Here is a 21903-nt window from a genome sequence, read left to right as displayed (position 1 = left end):
CGCCCAGAAATACGCTGTTACTTGATGCTTTCAACCACAGAACACGTGCTACCCGTGCAACCAAATACCAGTTTTGGTCGGCCACCGAAATCATTGACATAAGTCAGCACTGGTTTACTACCCAATGCGGCGGCACTGACATCCAACATACCCTGCGCTTTTGGTGCAATCATAAGTGGCTTGAAGCCCGCTGCTGTTTTCCCGGTTTTGCTCTCACTGGCATCGACCAATGTGATGTAATACGGTGTCGGGTTATTAACCTGATAACTATCGCCCTGACGAGTCAGCTGTAACTTCTCCTGCCAAGGTGTCGACATGTCGGCCTTTTGGGGCACGATGCCCACTGGGCGGTAGAAAAGTTTGATGCGCGTTTGCAAAGCAATTTGCAAAGTATTGGGCTTGTCCGAGCGCGGTGGAATTTCACGCAAGTTAAAATAGAACACGGTTTCCCGGTCTTGCGGTAACTGACTCACTGCCGGCAATGTCTGTATTTTTAACTGACTCATCGCACCGGGTTCTACACGCTGAACCGGTGGAACCACCGTCAACGGTGAATTGATCTTGTTACCCTGCTCATCTTCAATCCAACCCTGCGCCAGATAAGGTAGTTCCTTATTCTGGTTGCTGATATTCAAGCTGATGGATTTCTCGCCGCCATTAAGAATGGCCCGAGTTCTATCCAGTGCAATCGCTGCTGTTGCTTGCTGAGTCATAAGTGCTGTCACCAAAATCGTGGTGATACGCAGTTTGTTATTCAATTTCATTACTTTTTCCTTCGAATTAATTTTGTCAGAACCTGGTGGCACCGAATATTTTCTCTTATTAGAACCCGCGGTTATCCGCAGGTTCATTACCAAAGCTTTCTACTCTGATGCCGGGGGCTCATTCCCCGCCGCTATCGGCTGGCAAGGCAGCAGTAGATTCGCCAGTATTGCCGGAGAAAGTGCCTTCGGTAAGGTGATGCTGCATTGCGCCTTCCCATTCCAGTTTACTAACATAGTTTCACCGGCTTTTATCCCACTGAGATAAGTGGAACCGTCGTCGTTAACAATGCCGGTCTCTTGCTGATTTTTATTTAATACGGTGGCCCCAAATGGCGGTGATGTACCATCTGCCATGCGTATCATGGCCATCGTTTTTTCGCCGGAAATCACATTAAAGCGGCGATAACCAATAGCACCTTCAGTCAGTGTGACTTGTGCTACGGTTCCTCTGGCCTCAACATTATCCGCCAGGTTATCAATATCTATACTGGCCCGGTTGCGGTAATAACTGTTCACATCACCGACCACGGCTTTACCAAACCGGTTGGTGCGTATTGACGAGCCATATCCCTGAACCGGAACACCAGATACCCCTTGGGTATCAAGTAATAATCGGGTTCCACCAAGAGTATTCACCCGATGTAGTGCCCCGCCTTCAGCCGTGATAGTGGCCCCGCCCTGAACACCGACACCAACGGAAGAATATTGGCCTTCCTGATAACTGGCATTGGCGTTAATATCCATGCTATTACCGATGTGGTTATAGTTACCACTGACCAACGCGCCGCTACGTGCTACGCCGGTATTGATCTGGTAGTTGTTATGAGCATCTATGCGATCGGAATACCCCACTCGCTGGCTGTTTTCACGGCCATTGACAGACGCGCTATAACTGATTGTTGCACTGTTACCAATCGGCATAGACAAGGACAGATACACCCCATCATCATTGCTTTCGTTATAACGGTTCCGGAAAGCCGAGAATGTCATACTGACGTTTTTCACTTTGCCAATATCAAAATAGCGGGAGAGTGACAGGTTATAGCGGTCATTCGCCGAGCGATCCCAATATGTTTGATGGCTATAGTTCAAATACGCGCTCAGCCCCAGATCCTGAAATTGCTGGTTGAAGCTGATGGTGTACATCTCTTTATTGCCGCCCACACTATTACCGCGATAACGTGTGTCGAGATATTCCGTCATAGTCATAAAATTACGTTCAGAGAAGCGATAGCCAGCAAAGGTCACCTGACTGCCTGTTTCCTGAAAGTTTTTCGAATAGTTGACTCGATAAGAGCCACCACTCAAAGTGCCTTTCTCGGGTAAAGTGGCCCAAGATTGGGTCATATCAACCGACACTGCACCAAATTCCATCAAGTCACGGCCAATCCCCATGGATGCCGCTTGATATTCGTTTTCGCCACTGATCCCACCACCAAACAATGACCAGCCGCTATTGATCCCCCAAGAGAATTCCCCGGTACCAAATACCGGCCCTTCAGACCGATGCCCGATACTCGAAGGCTTACCCGCAGCCACTCGGTAGCGCACCATCCCAGGGCGGGTCAGGTAAGGAATACTGGCGGTATTCACCTGAAATCGTTGAACTTGTCCATCAAGCTCTTCGACTCGTACATCCAGCGTCCCAGAAACAAAACTGTTCAAGTTCTGGATGCGGAAAGGACCGGCTGCGACCAGTGTTTCACTCAACACACGCCCTTGTTGACTCACGATGACCCGCGCATTGGTTCGGGCAACACCGGTAATCTCAGGTGCATAGCCACGCAAATTCGGCGGTAACATATTGTCATCCGTCGCCAAGCTAGCGCCGTTGAAGCGGAAGCTATCAAAAATGGCGGAGTTCAAAAAGTCTTCGCCCAGTGTCAACTTCGCACCCAAATTCGGAATGGCGCGATAAGCGTAATAACGGCTCCAATCCCATTGGTGATTAGACTCTGCATCAGAATTCTGATCGATACGCGACTGCCAATCTGCACGCAGGCGCCAGGCACCTAAGTTAGCGCCGGTGGTTCCGTTCCCGCTCAATGTATTATTGCTGGTATTGCTCTTTTGCTGGCGGTTCAACTGGCCTAACAGGTTGTAGTCAAATAGCACGCCGGGAAGACCGTCTTCCCAACGAGACGGCGGATCCCAATTCGGTTCGCTGTATTCCAACCAAGCTTGCGGCACACTCAGGTGCAGCGATGAAGTGGCCAAATCGCCCTCCACAGTCAAGCCGGGCAAGCTGCTGATCTCCAGACATTCACCATCACGCGACCAGGTTAGCTTTTTGAAGCTATCTTCTTTCAATGCCAGTAATTCAATTAACTGAGGTGATAAACACGCCTCACTTTTTTTGGGATCATTCTCAGAAACATAGAATACAATCGGCTGTTCACTGAGTTCCTGCTTATTCATACTAACCAATAAGTTATAACTCCCGGGCATGATATAACCGCGTTGGGAGAACTGGCTCAGGTCAAAGTTAGCGCGATCCTTGGTATCCAGCACATCTGTATTAAACTGAATATCATCACTAGCAAACACACCATACGCATTGCCACTTAATGCAACAGCAATCAGAATTCGCAATAAATCACGACAGGCAATACCGGAGGTAATGGAACGAGCGGATACCATGGGATATGTCACCTTACTCATTGAAATCAGTAATAATCCAATTTGAAACGAACGCTAGAATGATAAGTTCCAGCACGCAGCATCTTGCCATTGCCCACTAACCGCAGGGCATAATTGAGTTTCAGATCAGCAGGGATGATATTTATTTCCGGTGATGCTATCCCTGGAGTTGAAGCAATGCCTTTATCATCAATAATTTGCATTGCTACTCCTTCAGCTTCTCCGTAAACCGCAAAATTATTACCGTCCGCAGCACCGTCAAATGTCACGGCAAAATGCTGCCGGTTCGACTTGTCAGGGTCGGCGTGAACTATCGTGCAATCTAGCAAACGGATGGCAAAGGGATGGTCATCTCCAACGCCGTTCTGAACCAACTGGCCGATAGGCAGAATCGCCATATCAATGGTCTGTTCCAAACTTCCGGGATCTATAGCACAAGCAGTATCAGTAATACTTCCTTCCATACTCACGCGGCCCCAATCTGTTTTTATGGGATCAGCCATTACCGGAAGACTCAGCAATGACGCCATCAGTAAGGAAGGAGGCACTATCAAAAAAAATGACTTGGACATAAATCACCTAACTCATCCAGCACGTATCTTTTTCAAGAGAAAAGACATGCGGAAAAATCCGCATGTCGAATTAGAAAATGATGCTTATTGGTAAGCCAGCGTGAAGTCAGCTACGCTTGAGAAGCTGCCTGGTTTGATAGCGTCAGCTACAGTGCTGCCCTGCAGGTAAGCAGAGAATGCCAGGGTGTTGTTACCAGCAACCAGAGTCTGCTGTTCAGTCGCAGTACCCAGTTTGATAACAGAACCAGTACCATCAACGATTGCGATACCAGCGCCTTCAGCTACACCAGTGATACCCAACAGGCCAGCTACTGCTGCTGATTCTGCACCGCCGAAAGTGGTGGTTACAGTTTTCAGAGTGGTGGTATCACAGTTTTCCAATTTGATTTTGAAATCATGTGCAGATGACTTGCCGCCATTCTGCAGTGCCACGTTAGAGATTTGGCCCATTTCAACAGTCTGTGCATCTGAACCTGCAGCGATTGAGCAAGGTGCATCAATGATAGAACCATTGAAAGTTACAGTACCTTGACCTTGGTCAGCAGCGTTAGCCACAGAAGCAAAACCCAATACCAAAGCTGCAGCCAAAATCGTTTTATTCATTTTCATTACATAATTCCTTTATACAAAATTGAAAGTTTTGCCCGCTGATTTACCTTAATAAAATCAAGGTAAATACCGCATCGAAGTTGTTTTAAACATAAATTTTCATGTAGTTTCTTGTTGTAAAAATACAAGAAGATAAACCACGAACTGCTTAGAGCTATAAAGTCACAATGCAGACATTGAAGAACGCCTACATCTTAATAAAATATTTAAATAACGATAAAGCCCTTTTTGTTCGACGCAGATAATACAAATATAGCGCTCAAGTTGATAGTTATTTAATTCAATAGTTCAAAATTCAGAGTGTTTATCTTAATTAACTAATTTAAAACAATAATATCGATAACTTTGATCGAAAAACATTGCACTATCGACATATACTACTACAAAAATGAGCAAATCGACACATTAGATCGCTAAAAGTCACTTTTTCAAAATTAATGATTGCTTATTCCATAAGTCAAATTATAATCGACATTAAATCCTTGTAACTTTAATGTAAAAAGCAGAAAAAGCTTAATAACAATACATTTAAACCTTGCCTTTACTTTGTAATCTTCAAAGTAAAGCGAGGTTTTTTTATATATTATTAATTGCAAGCCATTGAAATAAATGAATAATTTAACCAAACACCCCGTCATGTCTTTAGATATAAAGAAAGATATTTAACTAACCGTTTTAATTGAATAAAATAGTTATCCGACTCATTGTTTGGGTGTGATTGTTAAATTTCTGCCAACCCATTTTTAAAGTTAAAATAAGAATTTCAAAAACAATATAAAATAAATAAGAGAGAACACTAATGTCTGTATGAATAGTCTTTTAATTTGTAGGAAACGTCCTACTGATATGTATGAAATACAAACCCGATAGTGAGAATATAAGAAGTTAAAAAAAAGATATTCTTAATAAAATAAATTGCATGAGGAATTAATCAATGAAACCTAAGGATCAACGTAAAGAAGAAGTCATGGGTATATTGGAAGAAAAATGTAATGTTCTAAAGGAACAGTTTACTGAATCACCTCCCCCAGTTATCAATTGGCCAAAAACAAGAGAACTTGCCGATAAAGCACAGCTGGATATTTATACGGCAAGGTTGGTATTAATGAAGTTAGTTGATGAGAATAGAGCCAGAATGTCAGAAACCAAAGTAATGAACTCACTACGCTGGTTTATTGCTCATCCGACTGAAAAATAAATGAAACTACTCTTATTGAGTGTTTATTACTCAATACGCCAAATAATTAGTTAACCCTCTAATCGCCAACACAGCGCATAAAACAACAACATATTGAAAATAATGAAATTATTATTTCTTGCGTCGATAAAAACCACTTTTCCTACACGAAAAGTTAAGCTTATTGTTTTGCTGCTCATGGCCACTATGTTTGGGTACCAGAAAATATGTTGGTACCTATAGCCTCTCCCCCGCCTCAGTGGCGGCGCTGGCTACAAGGCATTATTGTGTTATCCGCATTATGCACCCTGTTCTTTATGGTTACAGGTTCAAAAACTGGCCGGATACTGAGTGAAAGGAGTGGAGTGGAGTGGAGTGGAGTGGTTGATATGCAGCCATTAGATAAGCGGATAAATCCCTATATACAGTGGGAAAGGTATCAATACATTCGGCACATCAATCTGTTACTGCAATTTAACCAAAATCCTGCTCCCGCGTTACTGACTCTATTCCGCGTATGGGCTGAGCAATACATCCAATTGCATAATGATCCGAATGTTTATCAAAGCCTTATCATGATTACCCAATATCAAAATGACCTATCTCAGGCCAACCACCTGCGAGATACAGCTCACGCGCTGTTCCCCCAAAATCCTGCATTCAGGTAGTCTCCACCCAATAAGCTGACAGATCAATGCATAGCCCCGAGTTCAGAGGCTAATCTGCTTTGTTTGCGAGTCGTCTCGAGTTTTTAGCTATGTCAGTTTCCGGGCCGCTGGGCTAGTATATCGGCTGGAAAAAGGACTTAACTAGAAAACATAACCGCATGAATAATACTGATAAGCTAGATTCCCATACCCCAATGATGCAGCAGTATCATCGGCTCAAGGCCCAACATCCTGACATCTTGCTGTTTTATCGGATGGGTGATTTTTATGAACTGTTCTACAGTGATGCCAAACGCGCGTCACAGTTATTGGATATCTCACTGACGAGACGGGGCTCTTCCGCCGGTGAACCTATTCCTATGGCCGGTGTTCCCTATCATTCAATAGAGAACTATCTGGCAAAACTGGTTCAATTGGGTGAATCAGCCGCTATCTGCGAGCAAATCGGCGATCCGGCCACCAGCAAAGGGCCAGTTGAGCGCAAAGTGGTGCGTATTGTTACCCCCGGTACCGTGAGTGATGAAGCCTTGCTGCAAGAACGGCAAGATAATTTGCTGGCAGCTATCTGGCAGGATGCGCGCGGGTTTGGTTATGCAACACTGGATATCAGTTCAGGCCGCTTTAGAGTTGCGGAACCCGCAGACCTTGAGACTATGGCTGCCGAGTTACAACGCACCAATCCCGCAGAGTTACTTTATCCAGAAAATTTCGAGCCCATGTCATTGATAGAAAATCGACATGGCTTACGCCGCCGCCCATTATGGGAGTTTGAGCTGGAAACAGCCAAACAGCAGCTTAATCTGCAATTTGGTACCCGCGATTTAATTGGTTTTGGGGTTGAGCAATCCCATCAAGCACTACGAGCTGCGGGCTGTCTGCTGCAATATGTCAAAGATACCCAGCGCACTTCCCTGCCTCATATCCGTGGTTTGACCATGGAACGCCAGCAAGATGGCATTGTTATGGATGCTGCGACCCGCCGCAATCTCGAACTGACCCAGAATTTATCCGGCGGAACGGAAAATACACTAGCCGCTATTCTTGATTGCAGTGTGACTGCCATGGGTAGCCGCATGCTGAAACGCTGGCTGCATATGCCAATCCGTGACACTAAGGTGTTGACCGATCGCCAACAAGCCATTGGCGGCTTGCAAGATATTACCGCTGAACTGCAAACGCCGTTGCGTCAGGTTGGTGATTTAGAACGTATTTTGGCTCGCCTGGCACTGCGAACCGCACGTCCGAGAGATTTGGCAAGAATGCGCCATGCATTCCAGCAACTACCTGAAATTCATCGTCTATTACAACCGCTGGATGTTCCCCATATACAAAATTTGCTGTCACAAGTCGGTCAATTTGATGAATTACAAAACTTGTTGGAACGCGCGATTGTTGAAGCACCGCCAGTATTAGTGCGTGATGGTGGCGTTATTGCGCCGGGATACAATGCAGAATTAGACGAATGGCGGGCGTTGGCTGATGGTGCGACCGATTATTTGGACCGGTTGGAAATCCGTGAGCGCGAAAAACTGGGTCTGGATACACTAAAAGTAGGTTTTAATGGCGTTCATGGCTACTTCATTCAGGTCAGTCGGGGCCAAAGCCATCTGGTGCCAATCCATTATGTTCGCAGACAAACCCTGAAGAATGCCGAGCGCTACATCATTCCTGAGCTGAAAGAGTATGAAGACAAAGTTCTGACCTCTAAAGGCAAAGCTCTGGCGATTGAAAAAGGTTTGTACGAAGAGATTTTCGATCTGCTGCTGCCACATCTACCCGAATTACAAATCAGCGCCAATGCGCTGGCTGAACTGGATGTGCTCGCAAATCTGGCTGAAAGAGCGGAAACACTCAACTATAACTGCCCTGTTTTGAGTGACAAACCGGGGATCAAGATTATCGGGGGCCGCCATCCAGTGGTGGAACAGGTACTCAGCGAACCTTTCATTTCTAACCCGCTAACCTTGTCACCGCAGCGGCGCATGTTGATCATTACCGGCCCCAATATGGGCGGTAAAAGTACTTATATGCGCCAAACGGCGTTGATCGTGTTGCTGGCGCATATGGGGAGTTACGTTCCGGCGGATCAAGCCACCATTGGGCCGGTTGATCGTATCTTCACCCGCGTCGGCGCCGCTGATGACTTAGCATCTGGCCGTTCTACCTTCATGGTCGAAATGACAGAAACAGCCAATATTCTACATAACGCTACCGAGCAAAGTTTGGTGTTGATGGATGAAATTGGCCGCGGTACATCAACCTATGATGGTTTGTCACTGGCTTGGGCTTGTGCGGAAAATCTGGCTAGCCGGATCAAAGCCATGACCCTATTCGCGACTCATTATTTTGAGCTGACGACCCTACCGGAAAAAATGGAAGGCGTGGTCAATGTTCATCTTGATGCACTGGAACATGGTGAAACCATCGCCTTTATGCACAGTGTGCAAGATGGCGCGGCGAGTAAAAGTTATGGTTTAGCCGTTGCAGCCTTGGCCGGTGTGCCACGAGATGTAATTAAACGCGCGCGGCAAAAACTGAAAGAATTGGAATCATTGTCGAATAATGCAGCAGCAAGCAAGATTGATGGCTCGCAACTCACACTGCTAAATGAAGAAGTCCCACCCGCCGTCGAAGCATTAGAAGCCCTGGACCCGGATTCACTATCGCCACGTCAGGCCCTTGAATGGATTTATCGCCTGAAAAATATGGTGTAACCCCGCCAGCTATTAATTTTAGCCATAAAAAAACGGTGAACATCAGTTCACCGTTTTTATGTTTTCTCAACTGCGCTTATTCGCGGAACAATGCTTCGATGCTCAGGCCCTGTGCTTGCAGAATTTCCCGCAAACGACGTAAACCTTCAACTTGAATCTGGCGCACACGTTCACGTGTTAAACCAATCTCACGACCAACATCTTCTAATGTTGCAGCTTCATACCCTAACAGACCAAAACGACGGGCCAAAACTTCGCGCTGTTTTGCATTCAATTCAAACAGCCATTTAACGATACTTTGCTTCATATCGTCGTCTTGCGTCGTATCTTCTGGGCCGTTTTCATTTTCGTCAGACAGAATATCTAATAAGGCTTTCTCTGAGTCGCCGCCTAAAGGTGTATCAACAGAAGTGATACGTTCATTAAGGCGTAACATACGGCTCACATCGTCGACCGGTCTGTCGAGTTGCTCAGCAATCTCTTCCGCACTCGGTTCATGATCCAACTTATGGGAAAGCTCTCGCGCTGTACGCAAATAAACGTTTAATTCTTTAACGATATGAATAGGCAAACGGATAGTACGGGTTTGGTTCATTATTGCCCGTTCAATCGTCTGGCGTATCCACCAAGTGGCATAAGTGGAGAAACGGAAACCGCGTTCAGGGTCAAATTTTTCCACTGCACGGATTAAGCCAAGGTTACCCTCTTCAATCAAATCCAGCAGCGCTAAACCGCGATTACTGTAACGGCGGGCGATCTTCACCACCAACCGCAAGTTACTTTCGATCATACGCCGGCGTGAAGGCACATCTCCGCGCAATGCACGCCGGGCAAAATAAACCTCTTCTTCTGCGGTCAATAACGGTGAATAACCAATCTCACCAAGATAGAGCTGCGTTGCATCCAGCACTCGCTGGGTAACACCTTGCGCCAACAGCTCATCTTCTGCTAACTCGCTTTCAGTAGGTTCATCTTCTACTGATGCTTTTTCGTCGAAAATTTCAGTTTCCGTACTGTTTTCATCAAAATCAGCATCTTCATGCAACTCGTTAACTTTCAGCGTATTTTGGCTCATATGCTGCTCCTACCCGTGAATCCGGCGAGCAGAATACAGCGTATTCTGCCCAATCTATCGCTGCGGAAGGTAACGCAGCGGGTTTACGGATTTCCCCTTGTAACGAATTTCAAAGTGCAATCTTACTGAACTGGTTCCGGTGCTACCCATGGTTGCTATTTTTTGACCCGCCTTCACTTCTTCTTGTTCCCGGACCAGCATTGTATCGTTATGAGCGTAGGCGCTCAGGTAATCATCATTGTGTTTGATGATAATAAGATTACCGTAACCACGCAGTGCGTTCCCAGCATACACAACTCGCCCATTTGCTGTAGCGAAGATAGGTTGCCCACGGGAACCGGCGATATCAATCCCTTTATTTCCCCCTTCGGAAGCAGAGAAACTATCGATCGTTTTACCTTCAGTTGGCCATTTCCAGTTACTGACTGGACTACCATTGCTGGTAGGGTCACTGATTGGACTGCTCGGCGCGATAACAGGTGCAGTTGTAGCGACAACAGCGCCTGACGCTGGCAACATTTTGCCAACATTCTGTTTACCCGAGTTTTCAGAATACGCGCTAGTTGATTGAGAATCAACCGTTGTAGTTGTGTTCTGAATATTTGCAGGCGGTTTTGCTATTCCACTCGATGTGGCATCAGTCGCGGCTAACATTCCACCACTAGAACCATTACCCAACTGAATAGATTGCCCCACATTCAGGCTATAAGGCTCTGCAATATTGTTTTTTGCCGCCAGATCACGGAAGTCACTCCCCGTTATCCAGGCAATATAAAACAGCGTGTCACCACGCTTAACGGTATAGGTATTACCGCTGTAGCTTCCTTTGGGGATATTGTCGTAACTACGGTTATAAACGATGCGCTCACCAGAACTATTGGTGTCCGAACCACTTAGCATGGTACCAGAGCGATCACCACCGACACTGCTGATTGGCGCGGATGTTGTATTATCATTGCTACAACCAACCAACCATAAACTCATAACCGTACATGCCGCTACCCGGCGTAATGTAATCATTGGGCTTCCCGTGCTCATGCTTCCCCCATGACAGCAATATTAAGCGATATATCCAATATAGATGCGCGCATGCTATCAATAGTGCCGCTGCCATACCATAAAATTTATGTTACTGATTTTTGTCCAATCTTTAGCACAAGAAAACTGTACTTCGACTTTAGTCAAAGGTTAAGACTGAAATAATGATATTTTTTCAAGCCAATTCCCCTTTAACTAAAGGAACAAAACGCACGGCTTCTACCGTCTCAACCTGGAATTCATTATGACGGCGCTGCACATATTTCAAGGTTTGAGCCTGTTCTCCCACAGGCAGGACCAATATCCCACCCTCATCCAATTGCTCAAGTAAAGCATTCGGTATTTCTGGTGGAGCAGCGGTCACAATGATCGCATCAAATGGCCCGCGTGATGCCCAACCTAGCCAGCCATCACCATGGCGAGTAGAGACATTATGCAGATCCAGCTGTTTCAGGCGACGTTTTGCCTGCCACTGTAACCCTTTGATTCGTTCAACTGAGCATACATGTTCGACCAAATGCGCCAAAATAGCCGTTTGATAACCCGAACCGGTGCCTATCTCTAATACGCGCGAAGTGGGTGTCAATTGCAACAACTCCGTCATGCGCGCCACCATATAAGGCTGAGAAATAGTTTGCCCAGAACCTATAGGCAAGGCTGTGTTCTCGTAGGCTTTATGGGCCAGTGCCTCATCAACAAAACGCTCGCGCGGCACTGCTTCGATCGCCTGTAGCAAGCGCTCGTCCCGAATACCTTGCTGACGTAACAGCATCAACAATGTTTGCATGCGCTTATTTACCATTCCCCGTCAACCTCTGCATTGGCTAACCAGTTTTCAACCACGTTTTGAGCCCCATAGGCTGTTAAATCAACCTGCAACGGCGTGATAGACACATAGCCTTGTTCAACCGCTGCAAAATCAGTGTCTTCCGCCACATCAAACTTCTCCCCCGGAGGCCCAATCCAGTAGAGATCTTGCCCGCGCGGGTCTTGTTGACAAAATACCTGCTCTGCTGGATGGCGGCTACCACAACGTGTTACCCGAATCCCTTTAATTTGAGATAAGGGTAAATCAGGTACATTAATATTCAGTATTTTGCCCGTATGCAACGGTTTATGTTGTAACGCGCGCAAGATACGGCAAGTGACGGCTGCCGCCGTTGCATAGTGCTGATGCCCATTAAGTGAGACAGCCAAAGCAGGGAAACCCAAATGTCGCCCTTCCATCGCTGCCGCCACGGTACCTGAGTAGATAACATCGTCCCCCAGATTAGGGCCAGCATTGATGCCGGAAACCACAATATCTGGTCGGGGACGCATTAATGCATTGACCCCCAGATAGACGCAATCGGTCGGCGTACCTTGCTGCACTGCAATGTCGCCATTAGATAAGGTGGTAATACGCAGAGCGCTATCTAGCGTCAAGGCATTGGAGGAGCCGCTTCGATTACGATCGGGCGCTACGATTTGTACCAGCGCAAACTCCCGCAATGCGGCTGCCAACGTCTGTATGCCCGGCGCAGTAATTCCGTCATCGTTACTCAGCAATATCCGCAGCATCGGCATTATCCTGATTCATGATTTCCCGCACCACACTGGTGGCAAAACTACCGGCGGGTAACCAGAAACTGAGTTCCAAAGTGACCTCATCCCACCAGTTCCACTGCATATTTTGCGGTTTGAGTAAGATAGCCCGGCGCGCACCTTCGACACGTTCGCGCTTAATCAGTGCCAATAGCTCGGTTTGATCAGCTAAACATGCTTGTTCGAAAGCTAATGCCGCGCCCTGAGTACCCAGCTCACCATCGCCAGGCAACGGAGCGGTTACATTCAATTCGCCCGCATCGACCCGCTGCTGTAACAAGGCCAATTCATCAGCCCCGGCCACAAACCAACTGCCGCGCCCTGATAGCTGCAAGGCATCACCGTCCAGTACAGTCGTCGCCTGCTGTTGAGCTAAACGGCTACTGCTAATCAGGTTGAACATCGCGCTACGGCTGGCGGATAAGTAAAAGCTGCGTTTACTGCGCTCTTTTACTCGAATTTCATTATTCGCCCACAAACGCGCCTGCACCAGATTATTGCCTCCGCGGCCAAAGCGCTGGCTACCAAAATAGTTCGGCACACCATGAGCGGCAATCTGCTGCAATCGCTGTTCGACGTCCTGATTATCAGTTATGTGGCGCAACACCAAAGTAAAAGCATTGCCTTTCAGTGAGCCAATACGCAGTTTTCTTTTCTGACGCACCGACTCCAACACTTCACAACCTTCCAGTTCGAAAGTAGCAAGATCCGGCGCTTCTTTACCTGGTAAGTGCAAACAGAACCATTGCTCGGTGACGGCGTGACGATCTTTCAAACCGGCATAGCTCACCAGCCGCGGGTGGATCTTGGCGAAACGCGCCAGATAATCCGCAACAAATTGGGTGTTACAGCCATTTTTGCGGATACGAACCAATAAATGCTCGCCTTCACCGTCCGGCTCAAATCCCAAATCTTCGACCACCACAAAGTCTTCTGGATTGGCTTTTAAAATGCCACTTGCCTTGGGTTTGCCGTGCAGCCAAGTTAGATTTTCCATATCCATCAGTTATGCCTTAAACCTGCTCAACTTTAATTAATAGCGCCACGGCTTCACACGCAATTCCCTCACCACGGCCAGTAAAACCAAGCTGTTCAGTGGTGGTGGCTTTTACGTTGATATCATCCATATGACATTGTAGGTCTTCCGCCAAATGAACGCGCATTTGCGGGATATGGGGGGCCATTTTAGGGGCTTGGGCGATAATCGTAATATCCAGATTACCCAGTTTGTACCCCTTAGCCAGAATGCGGCGGTATGCTTCACGCAATAAAGCGCGGCTGTCAGCACCTTTAAAGGCCGGGTCAGTATCGGGGAATAACTTGCCGATATCACCTAATGCGGCGGCCCCCAGTAATGCATCGGTGGCAGCATGCAATGCAACATCGCCATCTGAATGTGCCAATAAACCCTTTTCGTAAGGGATGCGCACCCCACCAATAATCAGTGGGCCGCTGCCATTTTCACCAAATTTATGAACATCGAAACCATGACCAATTCGCATTAATTGCACTCCAATGAATTTGGGGACTGCCGTTGGGTTAAATAAAATTCTGCCAGCGCCAAATCCTCTGGGCGCGTCACTTTGATATTATCCGAACGCCCTGAAATCAGTATCGGATGATAACCGCAATGCTCTAATGCTGAAGCTTCATCAGTGACCAGCGCGCCGTCTTGTAGGGCGCGGGATAAGCACATTTTTAATAACTCAAGCGGGAAAAGTTGCGGTGTCAGCGCATGCCACAGCGCTTGGCGATCAACAGTATGAGCAATGGCTTGCACACCTGGTTCACTGCGCTTCATGGTGTCACGAACCGGCGCTGCCAGAATACCACCGACCTTGCTGTGTTCAATAATTGCCAGCAATTTTTCAAGGTCGCTTTGGTGCAAACACGGGCGAGCCGCATCATGAACCAGCGCCCATTCGGCCTGCCCTGCTTGCTGCAAACCCGCCATCACAGAATCAGCTCGCTGGTCACCGCCGTGAACAATACTGATGCGAGGATCTCCGGCGATAGATAACCTTGAGAATTGCGTGTCTTGCGGATGTATGACAACAACAACCCGCTGAATTCGTGGGTGACTCAGCAAAGAAACAATTGCGTGTTCAATGATTGTCTTGCCCCCCACAATTAAATACTGCTTAGGGCAATCAGCTTGCATGCGGCTGCCAATACCCGCCGCCGGTACTATCGCTATAATTTCAGGCGCTATAATTTCAGGCGCAATAGCTTCGGGTGCAACGACGTCAGAAAGGGAAACTGCGAAATTACTCATTATTTATTGTTGTGCGTTATTTGGCGTCGAAGGGAGACTCGCATTACGTCTGGATTGGTCAGGAACCAGACGATAGAAACTTTCGCCGGGTTTAATCATACCCAGTTCGTTACGTGCGCGTTCTTCGATAGCCTCTTGACCACCGTTTAAATCATCGATTTCAGCAAATAGCTGATCATTTCGGGCTTTAAGTTTGCCGTTATTGCCCTCTTGGAGCGCCACGTCATCCTTAACCCGAACAAAATCATGAACACCATTCTTGCCCAACCACAATGAATACTGTAGCCAGCCAAGTAAAATCAGCAATAGTAGCGTAAGTTTTCCCATTCCCGCCCCCTGAAAAACTGCCTATACCGTAAATAATTCGAGTTGCAGGAAGGCAGCAACTGAGCGACAAATTGGTTGTAAACCAATTTGAACAGCGCCTGCGCTGGCCCGCAGGGTGAGCCTCTAATGAGGCCCATAATCCTCAGGAGCTTACACAAGTAAGTGACTGGGGTGAACGAAGACAGCCAACACACATGCAACTTGAAGTATGACGGGTATAATCATCCCACAACTTTTCGTCGGACTCCACTCTGTGACGGAAATAGGCCACAAGGCGCAGATTAAGGACGATTTCCGGCAAAAATACCACGTAACTCGACAAAATGTCATTAAATGCTAATTTTCAGCATTCTTTCCCCCGCCATTGTCGATTAATCACACAACAACACCACGCAGAGATAAACACTGGAAAAGGTATTTTTTCCATTGGCTTATGCCAGTCAGCAAATTAAATATGCATATTTAATGTCGCCATAAATAAATAACCCCCATTATAGTTGAGTTTACAGTTATAAAAGTTTATTTTTATGCACTCAAACTGCATAAATAAAAAATCATGCTTTCATTCATCTTTACCTTTTAACCGGGAGATTCACATGTTTAAACGTTTAATGTTGGTTGGGACTTGCTTGGCAGCCGTGTTGTCTGCGGGTACGGCTATTGCCGCTGAACCCACTTATGTGGTCGGCTCTGGGGGGACCTATCGCCCATTTGAGTATGAAAACAGCCAAAAACAACTGGAAGGTTTTGATATCGATATCATTAAAGCTATCGGTAAAGCTGAAGGTTTTCAGGTCAAATTAGTGAATACACCGTGGGAAGGTATTTTTGCCACTTTAGGTTCTGGTGATCGCGACATCATTATTTCCGGTATCACGATTACTGATAAACGTAAGCAAATGGTTGATTTCTCTGACCCTTACTTCCCGGCCGAACAAACCATTGTGGTTCCTAAAGGCTCTAAAGTTGATTCTATTGCCGCATTGAAAAACCTGAATGTTGGCGTCGTGAATTCCAGCACTGGGGATATCGTAGTTTCCGATGTTCTGGGCAAAAACAGTACCGCAATCAAGCGCTTTGATAATACGCCGCTGATGCTGCAAGAGTTATATGAAGATGGTATCGCCGCCGCAGTCGGTGATGTGGGTGTTGCCAAGTTCTACCTAAAAACCCACCCAGAAAAAGCTTTTGAACTGGTGGCTGATGATAAATTTGAGCGCCAATACTTCGGCATCGCGGTAGCGAAAGGTAACGAAGAATTACGCAGTAAAATCAACAGCGGCCTGCAAAAAATCGTGGCTGACGGCACTTATGCCAAAATTTATGAAAAATGGTTTGATGCTCAGGTTCCGACGCTGCCTACAAAATAACTTTTTTAATACATTTTTTAATACACTTTTTAGACCCAAAGTCATTGGCGTTACAGCAGTCACCATGCTGTAGCGCCAATGAATAAAGGTATTTGGATTGCTTATGTCGGGATTTCGTTGGGAAATCATTCAGGAATACGCCCCACTGTTTATGGACGGCGCCTGGATGACAATAAAGTGCACCATTATTTGTGTGATTTTAGGGACGACCTGGGGATTAACACTCGGTCTGGGGCGATTAGCGCAAGCACCTCATGGTATCTGGAAGCCAATACTGTATTACTTTGTTCAATGGCCGGTGCGTATCTATATCAGCGCCATTCGCGGGACACCGCTCTTTGTGCAGATAATGGTGGTGCACTTTGCTTTGGTGCCGCTGTTTATCAACCCTCGGGATGGCATTCTGGTCACCAATGGCATTATGTCCTCTGATTTTGCCAGAATGCTACGTTCTGATTACGGCGCGTTTTTATCTTGTATCGTGGCTATCACATTGAACGCCGGAGCTTATGTTTCTGAGATTTTCCGCGCGGGTATTCAATCTATTGATCGCGGCCAGATGGAAGCCTCCCGCTCCCTGGGTATGAGCTACGGCAAAACCATGCGCAAGGTTATCCTACCGCAGGCTTTCCGCCGTATGCTGCCGCCACTGGGCAACAACGCCATTGCTATTGTAAAAGATTCGTCGTTGGCATCTGCCATCGGGCTGGCAGACTTAGCCTATGCCGCGCGCACTGTTTCCGGGGCCTATGCCACTTATTGGGAACCCTACTTGGTCATTTCGGTGGTTTATTGGGTTATTACATTCATACTTTCGCTGTTAGTCCGGCATATGGAAACGAGGTTCGGTAAAAGTGATTCACGTACATAACCTGCAAAAACAATTTGGCGAAACCCATGTGCTGCGGGGGATTTCATGCGAAATTCAGCCAAAAGAAGTCGTCTGCATAATTGGCCCATCTGGCTCCGGAAAAAGTACCTTTTTGCGCTGTATTAATGCGCTAGAAACCTTGTCCGGCGGTGAAATCACCGTGAATGGTTTTGAGATCCATAACCCCAAAACCGATCTCAACCGCATGCGCGAAAGTGTCGGCATGGTGTTCCAGCGCTTTAATCTGTTTCCGCATATGACGGTGCTGGAAAACCTGATCATGGCGCCCATGGATGTCAAAAAACTGTCCCGCGCACAAGCTATTGAACGGGCTGAATTATTGCTGCGCAAAGTCGGTTTACTGGACAAAATTGATGCTTACCCCAGCAGTCTTTCGGGTGGACAACAGCAGCGGGTAGCGATTGCCAGAGCTTTGGCAATGGAGCCGAAAATCATGCTGTTTGACGAGCCAACCTCCGCGCTCGATCCGGAACTGGTGGGCGAAGTGCTGGCGGTGATGAAAGCATTGGCTCTGGAGGGGATGACCATGGTGGTAGTGACCCATGAAATGGGCTTTGCCCGTGATGTTGCCGATCGGGTATTGTTTATTGATCAAGGGGTTATTCAGGAAGAGGGTAAACCGGAAGAGATATTTACTGCCCCTACCAACCCGCGCACCCAAGCATTTCTTAGCAAGGTACTTTCTGCGCAAGGATAAGCAGATTGAACTTGTAGCGGGTTGTCATTGGAGCAAACCAAACAGCCCGCTGATTTAGCCCTCACCAACCGGTGAGGAATGTAAATAACATCCAGAATAAGCACACCACTGCAATCCCAGACCCGCCTACAGTGATAAGCACATTACCGCGCGATAGCATACTCAGCGTAATGCCGATCAGCACTGAAACGGGCATCAAAGCCAAAAAAAACGGCCAGGTGTAGAGCAAGAAAAAGACAGTATTGGGGCCGTAAACAAAGAATGGAATCGCGAACGCCAACCAATAGAAGACAAAGCCAGTAACCCCGCCAAGAAAGGAGTATGACGGTTCCTCCCGTTCCTGCTGTTCGTCGATAATAATTTGGGTGATATTTTGCATACAAATCCTGTGGGCACAGTTTACCGGCACGCTCTCAGGACGTTTTGCCAGCAGCTATATTAGGATTTGATAATAGCTCGACCACGCAGCACGTCTAACAATTGTTCAATCAAATTTGTTACTAATTGTTCACCTTGCAAGCGAGTATCAGGATGCTCAGGAAATTCATAAACAGAGTCGATACCGGTGAAATTTTTCAGCTCTCCGGCACGGGCTTTTTTATACAATCCTTTCGGATCGCGGGCTTCGCAAATCGCCAATGGCGTGTCCACAAACACCTCAATAAACTGGCCGGATGCCAGCATATCTCGCACCATTTGGCGTTCTGCCCGATGAGGGGAAATAAACGCCGTTAACACCACCAGACCGGCATCCACCATTAATTTAGCCACTTCCCCGACCCGGCGGATATTCTCGCGCCGGTCGCTATCAGAAAAGCCCAAATCACGACATAAACCGTGGCGTACATTGTCGCCATCAAGTAAGTAAGTGCTAACACCGCGGGCAAACAGCGCCTGCTCCAATGCCCCCGCCAAAGTAGATTTTCCGGAACCCGATAAGCCGGTAAACCACAGCACCACACCTTGATGCCCGTGCTGTTGTTCACGATCTTCTCGGGTCACGGCATGGGGGTGCCAGACGATATTTTCGTCGGCTGGCGTCACCTGATCAGCATGCACGTTATTTCCCTCCTAACAGGTCACGCGCACCCCAATGTGGGAAGTGGCGGCGAACCAATGCATTCAATTCCAATTCAAACTCACTGAATTCTTTGTTTTCCTGATAGACCGACTCCAGCGTTTCACGGATCAACCCTGCGCCAACAGTGACATTACTCAGCCGGTCAATAAAGATCAGGCCGCCGGTATCGCGATTACGCTGATAGCTGTCCAGCACCAGCGGCTCATCGAACGCCAATTCAACCAAACCAATGCCATTCAGCGGCAAACTTTCGACTACCCGCTGGGTCAATGAGTTGATTTCGACCTGATATTGGATATTTTCAACCCGCGCACGGGTCTTTTTCCCGGCAATCTTAATGTCATAGCTTTGCCCGACCACCAGTGGTTGCTCCGCCATCCACACCACATCCACCAGCGCGTTTTGCGCCGCTTTTAGGGTTTCACTGGCATCAACCAATAAATCACCACGGCTAATATCGACTTCATCTGTCAGCACCAGTGTAATGGCTTCACCGGGCATTGCCTGGGCCAAATCGCCATCAAAAGTGACAATCCGTGCAATGGTGGATTCCACACCAGAGGGCAGCACTTTTATTTTTTGCCCGACCCGCACGATACCGGCAGATAAGGTGCCAGCATAACCTCGGAAATCCAGATTTGGCCGGTTCACATATTGCACCGGGAAACGCAGCGGCTGTTGGCGACTGGCATTCACCACATCAACACTTTCCAGCACTTCAAGCAGCGTCGGGCCGGAATACCAATTCATTTTCTCACTTGGCGAGGCCACATTGTCGCCATCCAGCGCCGATAGCGGGACAAATTTAATATCTAAATCAGTGGGTAACTGCTGAGCAAAACTCAGGTAATCTTCTTTAAACTGCTCGAAGACACTTTCCTGATAATCGACCAAATCCATCTTATTCACTGCCACCACCAAATGGCGGATACCCAATAGCGTGGCAATAAAACTGTGGCGGCGAGTTTGGTCCAATACCCCTTTACGGGCATCGATTAACAAAATCGCCAAATCACAGGTCGAAGCGCCGGTCGCCATATTGCGCGTGTATTGCTCATGCCCAGGGGTATCAGCAATGATAAATTTGCGCTGTTCAGTGGAGAAGTAACGATAAGCTACATCAATAGTAATGCCCTGCTCACGTTCGGCCTGCAAACCATCCACCAACAAAGCCAGATCCAGTTTTTCACCCTGTGTACCAATACGCTTGCTGTCAGTGTGCAGCGTAGTGAGCTGATCTTCGTAAATCTGGCGGGTATCATGCAGTAAACGGCCAATTAACGTACTTTTGCCATCATCCACGCTGCCGCAAGTCAGAAAGCGCAACATGGTTTTGTGCTGCTGGGCATGCAGATAAGCTTCTACCCCGCCTTCATTAGCAATTTGCTGGGCGATAGAAGTATTATTTAAAATCATCGAGTTACTTTCTAAAATCGACTGATTTTCTGTTTTCAATTGGTCTTGAAATACAGATTGATCTTGAAATTTTGTGCTCATCGGGCGCTCCTCAGAAATATCCCTGACGCTTTTTAAGCTCCATGGAGCCGGATTGATCGCGGTCGATCATTCGACCCTGACGTTCACTGGTGGTCGAGATAAGCATCTCTTCGATAATGGCGGGCAAGGTTTCCGCCTCAGACTCTACCGCGCCGGTCAGTGGCCAACAGCCCAAGGTTCGGAAACGCACCATTTTCTGAGTAATCACTTCGCCCGGCTGTAGGTCAATGCGGTCGTCATCCACCATCAGCAGCATCCCGTCGCGCTCCACCACAGGGCGGGGCTTCGCCAGATACAACGGCACAATGTCGATTTTTTCCAGGAAGATATATTGCCAAATATCCAGCTCAGTCCAGTTGGACAGCGGGAAGACGCGGATACTTTCGCCTTTGTTAATCTGGCCGTTATAGTTGTGCCACAGCTCCGGGCGCTGGTTTTTTGGATCCCAACGATGGAAGCGGTCGCGGAATGAATAAATACGCTCTTTGGCGCGGGATTTCTCTTCATCCCGCCGCGCGCCACCGAAAGCGGCATCAAAACCGTATTTGTTCAGCGCTTGCTTCAGCCCCTCGGTTTTCATGATATCAGTGTGTTTGGCGCTACCGTGGACAAAGGGGTTAATGCCCATTGCCACCCCTTCCGGGTTACGATGCACCAATAATTCACAGCCAAATGCCTTGGCGGTGCGGTCACGGAATTCGTACATTTCACGGAATTTCCAACCGGTATCCACATGCAATAACGGGAAAGGTAAATGACCGGGGAAAAATGCTTTACGCGCCAAATGCAGCATCACAGAAGAGTCTTTGCCGATGGAATAGAGCATCACCGGGTTACCGAATTCAGCGGCCACTTCACGGATGATATGGATACTCTCCGCCTCCAATTGCCGCAAATGAGTGAGTCGTTTTTCGTCCATAACA

21 protein-coding genes and 1 pseudogene are annotated in these 21903 nt (G+C 47.4%); 6 read left to right on the top strand and 16 right to left on the bottom strand.

Going from position 1 to position 21903, the window contains the following annotated elements; genetic code table 11:
* Positions 1-17: 17 nt before the first annotated feature.
* From OP863_RS04080 to OP863_RS04065, 4 genes are all read right to left on the bottom strand, one after another.
* Positions 18-764: a fimbria/pilus periplasmic chaperone gene (locus tag OP863_RS04080; RefSeq protein WP_186368243.1), complete on the bottom strand. Its 747-nt coding sequence runs from the start codon at positions 762-764 to the stop codon at positions 18-20.
* Between the two features lie 99 nt (positions 765-863).
* On the bottom strand, positions 864-3404 hold the full coding sequence (locus OP863_RS04075) for an outer membrane usher protein (protein WP_186368242.1): 2541 nt from the start codon (positions 3402-3404) through the stop codon (positions 864-866).
* 26 nt (positions 3405-3430) lie between these two features.
* Positions 3431-3934, bottom strand: a complete 504-nt coding sequence (locus OP863_RS04070; protein ID WP_186368246.1) for a fimbrial protein — start codon at positions 3932-3934, stop codon at positions 3431-3433.
* 126 nt (positions 3935-4060) lie between these two features.
* A complete protein-coding gene (locus tag OP863_RS04065; protein WP_145589415.1) occupies positions 4061-4585 on the bottom strand; it encodes a fimbrial protein in 525 nt (174 codons plus the stop codon).
* Positions 4586-5519: 934 nt separating this feature from the next.
* Between OP863_RS04065 and OP863_RS04060 the strand changes: the two genes are divergently transcribed.
* From OP863_RS04060 to mutS, 3 genes and pseudogenes are all read left to right on the top strand, one after another.
* Positions 5520-5783 carry a faeA-like family protein gene (locus tag OP863_RS04060; protein ID WP_145509429.1) on the top strand — a complete coding sequence of 88 codons (264 nt, stop codon included), beginning with the start codon at positions 5520-5522 and terminating at the stop codon, positions 5781-5783.
* Positions 5784-5977: 194 nt separating this feature from the next.
* Positions 5978-6430 (top strand): annotated as a pseudogene (locus tag OP863_RS04055) (hypothetical protein); the annotation flags it as partial.
* A 158-nt stretch (positions 6431-6588) separates the two neighbouring features.
* On the top strand, positions 6589-9144 hold the full coding sequence (mutS, locus tag OP863_RS04050) for a DNA mismatch repair protein MutS (protein ID WP_265525915.1): 2556 nt from the start codon (positions 6589-6591) through the stop codon (positions 9142-9144).
* Positions 9145-9220: 76 nt separating this feature from the next.
* Here mutS and rpoS read toward each other — a convergent pair whose 3' ends face one another.
* The 8 genes from rpoS to ftsB form a co-directional block, all read right to left on the bottom strand.
* On the bottom strand, positions 9221-10219 hold the full coding sequence (gene rpoS, locus OP863_RS04045; RefSeq protein ID WP_038635964.1) for an RNA polymerase sigma factor RpoS: 999 nt from the start codon (positions 10217-10219) through the stop codon (positions 9221-9223).
* A 54-nt stretch (positions 10220-10273) separates the two neighbouring features.
* Positions 10274-11239, bottom strand: coding sequence for a murein hydrolase activator NlpD (gene nlpD / locus OP863_RS04040; RefSeq protein WP_038635967.1), 966 nt, complete (start codon positions 11237-11239; stop codon positions 10274-10276).
* A 193-nt stretch (positions 11240-11432) separates the two neighbouring features.
* Entirely contained in the window at positions 11433-12059 is a 627-nt protein-coding gene (locus OP863_RS04035; protein ID WP_038635969.1) for a protein-L-isoaspartate(D-aspartate) O-methyltransferase, read from the bottom strand.
* A complete protein-coding gene (gene surE / locus OP863_RS04030) occupies positions 12053-12817 on the bottom strand; it encodes a 5'/3'-nucleotidase SurE (protein WP_042562601.1) in 765 nt (254 codons plus the stop codon). Before surE ends, OP863_RS04035 begins: the two co-directional genes overlap by 7 nt.
* Positions 12795-13844: a tRNA pseudouridine(13) synthase TruD gene (truD, locus tag OP863_RS04025; RefSeq protein WP_120011129.1), complete on the bottom strand. Its 1050-nt coding sequence runs from the start codon at positions 13842-13844 to the stop codon at positions 12795-12797. The genes surE and truD overlap by 23 nt, the downstream gene beginning before the upstream one ends.
* A 10-nt stretch (positions 13845-13854) precedes the next feature.
* Positions 13855-14343, bottom strand: coding sequence for a 2-C-methyl-D-erythritol 2,4-cyclodiphosphate synthase (ispF, locus tag OP863_RS04020; protein ID WP_050095425.1), 489 nt, complete (start codon positions 14341-14343; stop codon positions 13855-13857).
* Positions 14343-15116, bottom strand: coding sequence for a 2-C-methyl-D-erythritol 4-phosphate cytidylyltransferase (ispD, locus tag OP863_RS04015; protein WP_268967471.1), 774 nt, complete (start codon positions 15114-15116; stop codon positions 14343-14345). The genes ispF and ispD overlap by 1 nt, the downstream gene beginning before the upstream one ends.
* 3 nt (positions 15117-15119) lie before the next feature.
* Complete coding sequence (gene ftsB, locus OP863_RS04010; RefSeq protein WP_145589185.1) at positions 15120-15443, bottom strand: cell division protein FtsB; 324 nt, start codon at positions 15441-15443, stop codon at positions 15120-15122.
* Positions 15444-16039: 596 nt separating this feature from the next.
* On the opposite strand from ftsB, the gene OP863_RS04005 reads away from it, so the two are divergent.
* From OP863_RS04005 to OP863_RS03995, 3 genes are all read left to right on the top strand, one after another.
* A complete protein-coding gene (locus OP863_RS04005) occupies positions 16040-16813 on the top strand; it encodes a basic amino acid ABC transporter substrate-binding protein (RefSeq protein ID WP_038636115.1) in 774 nt (257 codons plus the stop codon).
* Positions 16814-16916: 103 nt separating this feature from the next.
* Positions 16917-17684 (top strand): amino acid ABC transporter permease, encoded by a 768-nt coding sequence (locus tag OP863_RS04000; protein ID WP_004389104.1) that lies wholly within the window; start codon positions 16917-16919, stop codon positions 17682-17684.
* Positions 17668-18402, top strand: coding sequence for an amino acid ABC transporter ATP-binding protein (locus OP863_RS03995; RefSeq protein ID WP_038636117.1), 735 nt, complete (start codon positions 17668-17670; stop codon positions 18400-18402). The genes OP863_RS04000 and OP863_RS03995 overlap by 17 nt, the downstream gene beginning before the upstream one ends.
* A 61-nt stretch (positions 18403-18463) precedes the next feature.
* Here OP863_RS03995 and OP863_RS03990 read toward each other — a convergent pair whose 3' ends face one another.
* Genes OP863_RS03990 through cysD form a run of 4 tightly spaced genes read right to left on the bottom strand, consistent with a single transcriptional unit; the run spans position 18464 to position 21899 of the window.
* Positions 18464-18781, bottom strand: a complete 318-nt coding sequence (locus tag OP863_RS03990) for a DUF3561 family protein (RefSeq protein ID WP_038636120.1) — start codon at positions 18779-18781, stop codon at positions 18464-18466.
* A 59-nt stretch (positions 18782-18840) separates the two neighbouring features.
* Positions 18841-19461 carry an adenylyl-sulfate kinase gene (gene cysC / locus OP863_RS03985; RefSeq protein WP_120011128.1) on the bottom strand — a complete coding sequence of 207 codons (621 nt, stop codon included), beginning with the start codon at positions 19459-19461 and terminating at the stop codon, positions 18841-18843.
* A 1-nt stretch (position 19462) separates the two neighbouring features.
* Positions 19463-20980: a sulfate adenylyltransferase subunit CysN gene (gene cysN, locus OP863_RS03980; RefSeq protein WP_186368357.1), complete on the bottom strand. Its 1518-nt coding sequence runs from the start codon at positions 20978-20980 to the stop codon at positions 19463-19465.
* Positions 20981-20990: 10 nt separating this feature from the next.
* Entirely contained in the window at positions 20991-21899 is a 909-nt protein-coding gene (gene cysD, locus OP863_RS03975; RefSeq protein ID WP_049558967.1) for a sulfate adenylyltransferase subunit CysD, read from the bottom strand.
* Between the last annotated feature and the right edge of the window lie 4 nt (positions 21900-21903).

It is taken from the genome of Yersinia sp. SCPM-O-B-9106 (C-191), from assembly GCF_026183365.1.
Taxonomy (GTDB): Bacteria; Pseudomonadota; Gammaproteobacteria; order Enterobacterales; family Enterobacteriaceae; genus Yersinia; species Yersinia rochesterensis.
This window is presented reverse-complemented; position numbering and strand designations above follow the sequence as displayed.

What these genes read in the sequence shown, in the direction of transcription:
- OP863_RS04080 (WP_186368243.1), bottom strand. Translation starts at nt 764, where the DNA reads ATGAAATTGAATAACAAACTGCGTATCACCACGATTTTGGTGACAGCA.
- OP863_RS04075 (WP_186368242.1), bottom strand. Translation starts at nt 3,404, where the DNA reads ATGGTATCCGCTCGTTCCATTACCTCCGGTATTGCCTGTCGTGATTTA.
- OP863_RS04070 (WP_186368246.1), bottom strand. Translation starts at nt 3,934, where the DNA reads ATGGCGTCATTGCTGAGTCTTCCGGTAATGGCTGATCCCATAAAAACA.
- OP863_RS04065 (WP_145589415.1), bottom strand. Translation starts at nt 4,585, where the DNA reads ATGAAAATGAATAAAACGATTTTGGCTGCAGCTTTGGTATTGGGTTTT.
- OP863_RS04060 (WP_145509429.1), top strand. Translation starts at nt 5,520, where the DNA reads ATGAAACCTAAGGATCAACGTAAAGAAGAAGTCATGGGTATATTGGAA.
- mutS (WP_265525915.1), top strand. Translation starts at nt 6,589, where the DNA reads ATGAATAATACTGATAAGCTAGATTCCCATACCCCAATGATGCAGCAG.
- rpoS (WP_038635964.1), bottom strand. Translation starts at nt 10,219, where the DNA reads ATGAGCCAAAATACGCTGAAAGTTAACGAGTTGCATGAAGATGCTGAT.
- nlpD (WP_038635967.1), bottom strand. Translation starts at nt 11,239, where the DNA reads ATGATTACATTACGCCGGGTAGCGGCATGTACGGTTATGAGTTTATGG.
- OP863_RS04035 (WP_038635969.1), bottom strand. Translation starts at nt 12,059, where the DNA reads ATGGTAAATAAGCGCATGCAAACATTGTTGATGCTGTTACGTCAGCAA.
- surE (WP_042562601.1), bottom strand. Translation starts at nt 12,817, where the DNA reads ATGCTGCGGATATTGCTGAGTAACGATGACGGAATTACTGCGCCGGGC.
- truD (WP_120011129.1), bottom strand. Translation starts at nt 13,844, where the DNA reads ATGGATATGGAAAATCTAACTTGGCTGCACGGCAAACCCAAGGCAAGT.
- ispF (WP_050095425.1), bottom strand. Translation starts at nt 14,343, where the DNA reads ATGCGAATTGGTCATGGTTTCGATGTTCATAAATTTGGTGAAAATGGC.
- ispD (WP_268967471.1), bottom strand. Translation starts at nt 15,116, where the DNA reads ATGAGTAATTTCGCAGTTTCCCTTTCTGACGTCGTTGCACCCGAAGCT.
- ftsB (WP_145589185.1), bottom strand. Translation starts at nt 15,443, where the DNA reads ATGGGAAAACTTACGCTACTATTGCTGATTTTACTTGGCTGGCTACAG.
- OP863_RS04005 (WP_038636115.1), top strand. Translation starts at nt 16,040, where the DNA reads ATGTTTAAACGTTTAATGTTGGTTGGGACTTGCTTGGCAGCCGTGTTG.
- OP863_RS04000 (WP_004389104.1), top strand. Translation starts at nt 16,917, where the DNA reads ATGTCGGGATTTCGTTGGGAAATCATTCAGGAATACGCCCCACTGTTT.
- OP863_RS03990 (WP_038636120.1), bottom strand. Translation starts at nt 18,781, where the DNA reads ATGCAAAATATCACCCAAATTATTATCGACGAACAGCAGGAACGGGAG.
- cysN (WP_186368357.1), bottom strand. Translation starts at nt 20,980, where the DNA reads ATGAGCACAAAATTTCAAGATCAATCTGTATTTCAAGACCAATTGAAA.
- cysD (WP_049558967.1), bottom strand. Translation starts at nt 21,899, where the DNA reads ATGGACGAAAAACGACTCACTCATTTGCGGCAATTGGAGGCGGAGAGT.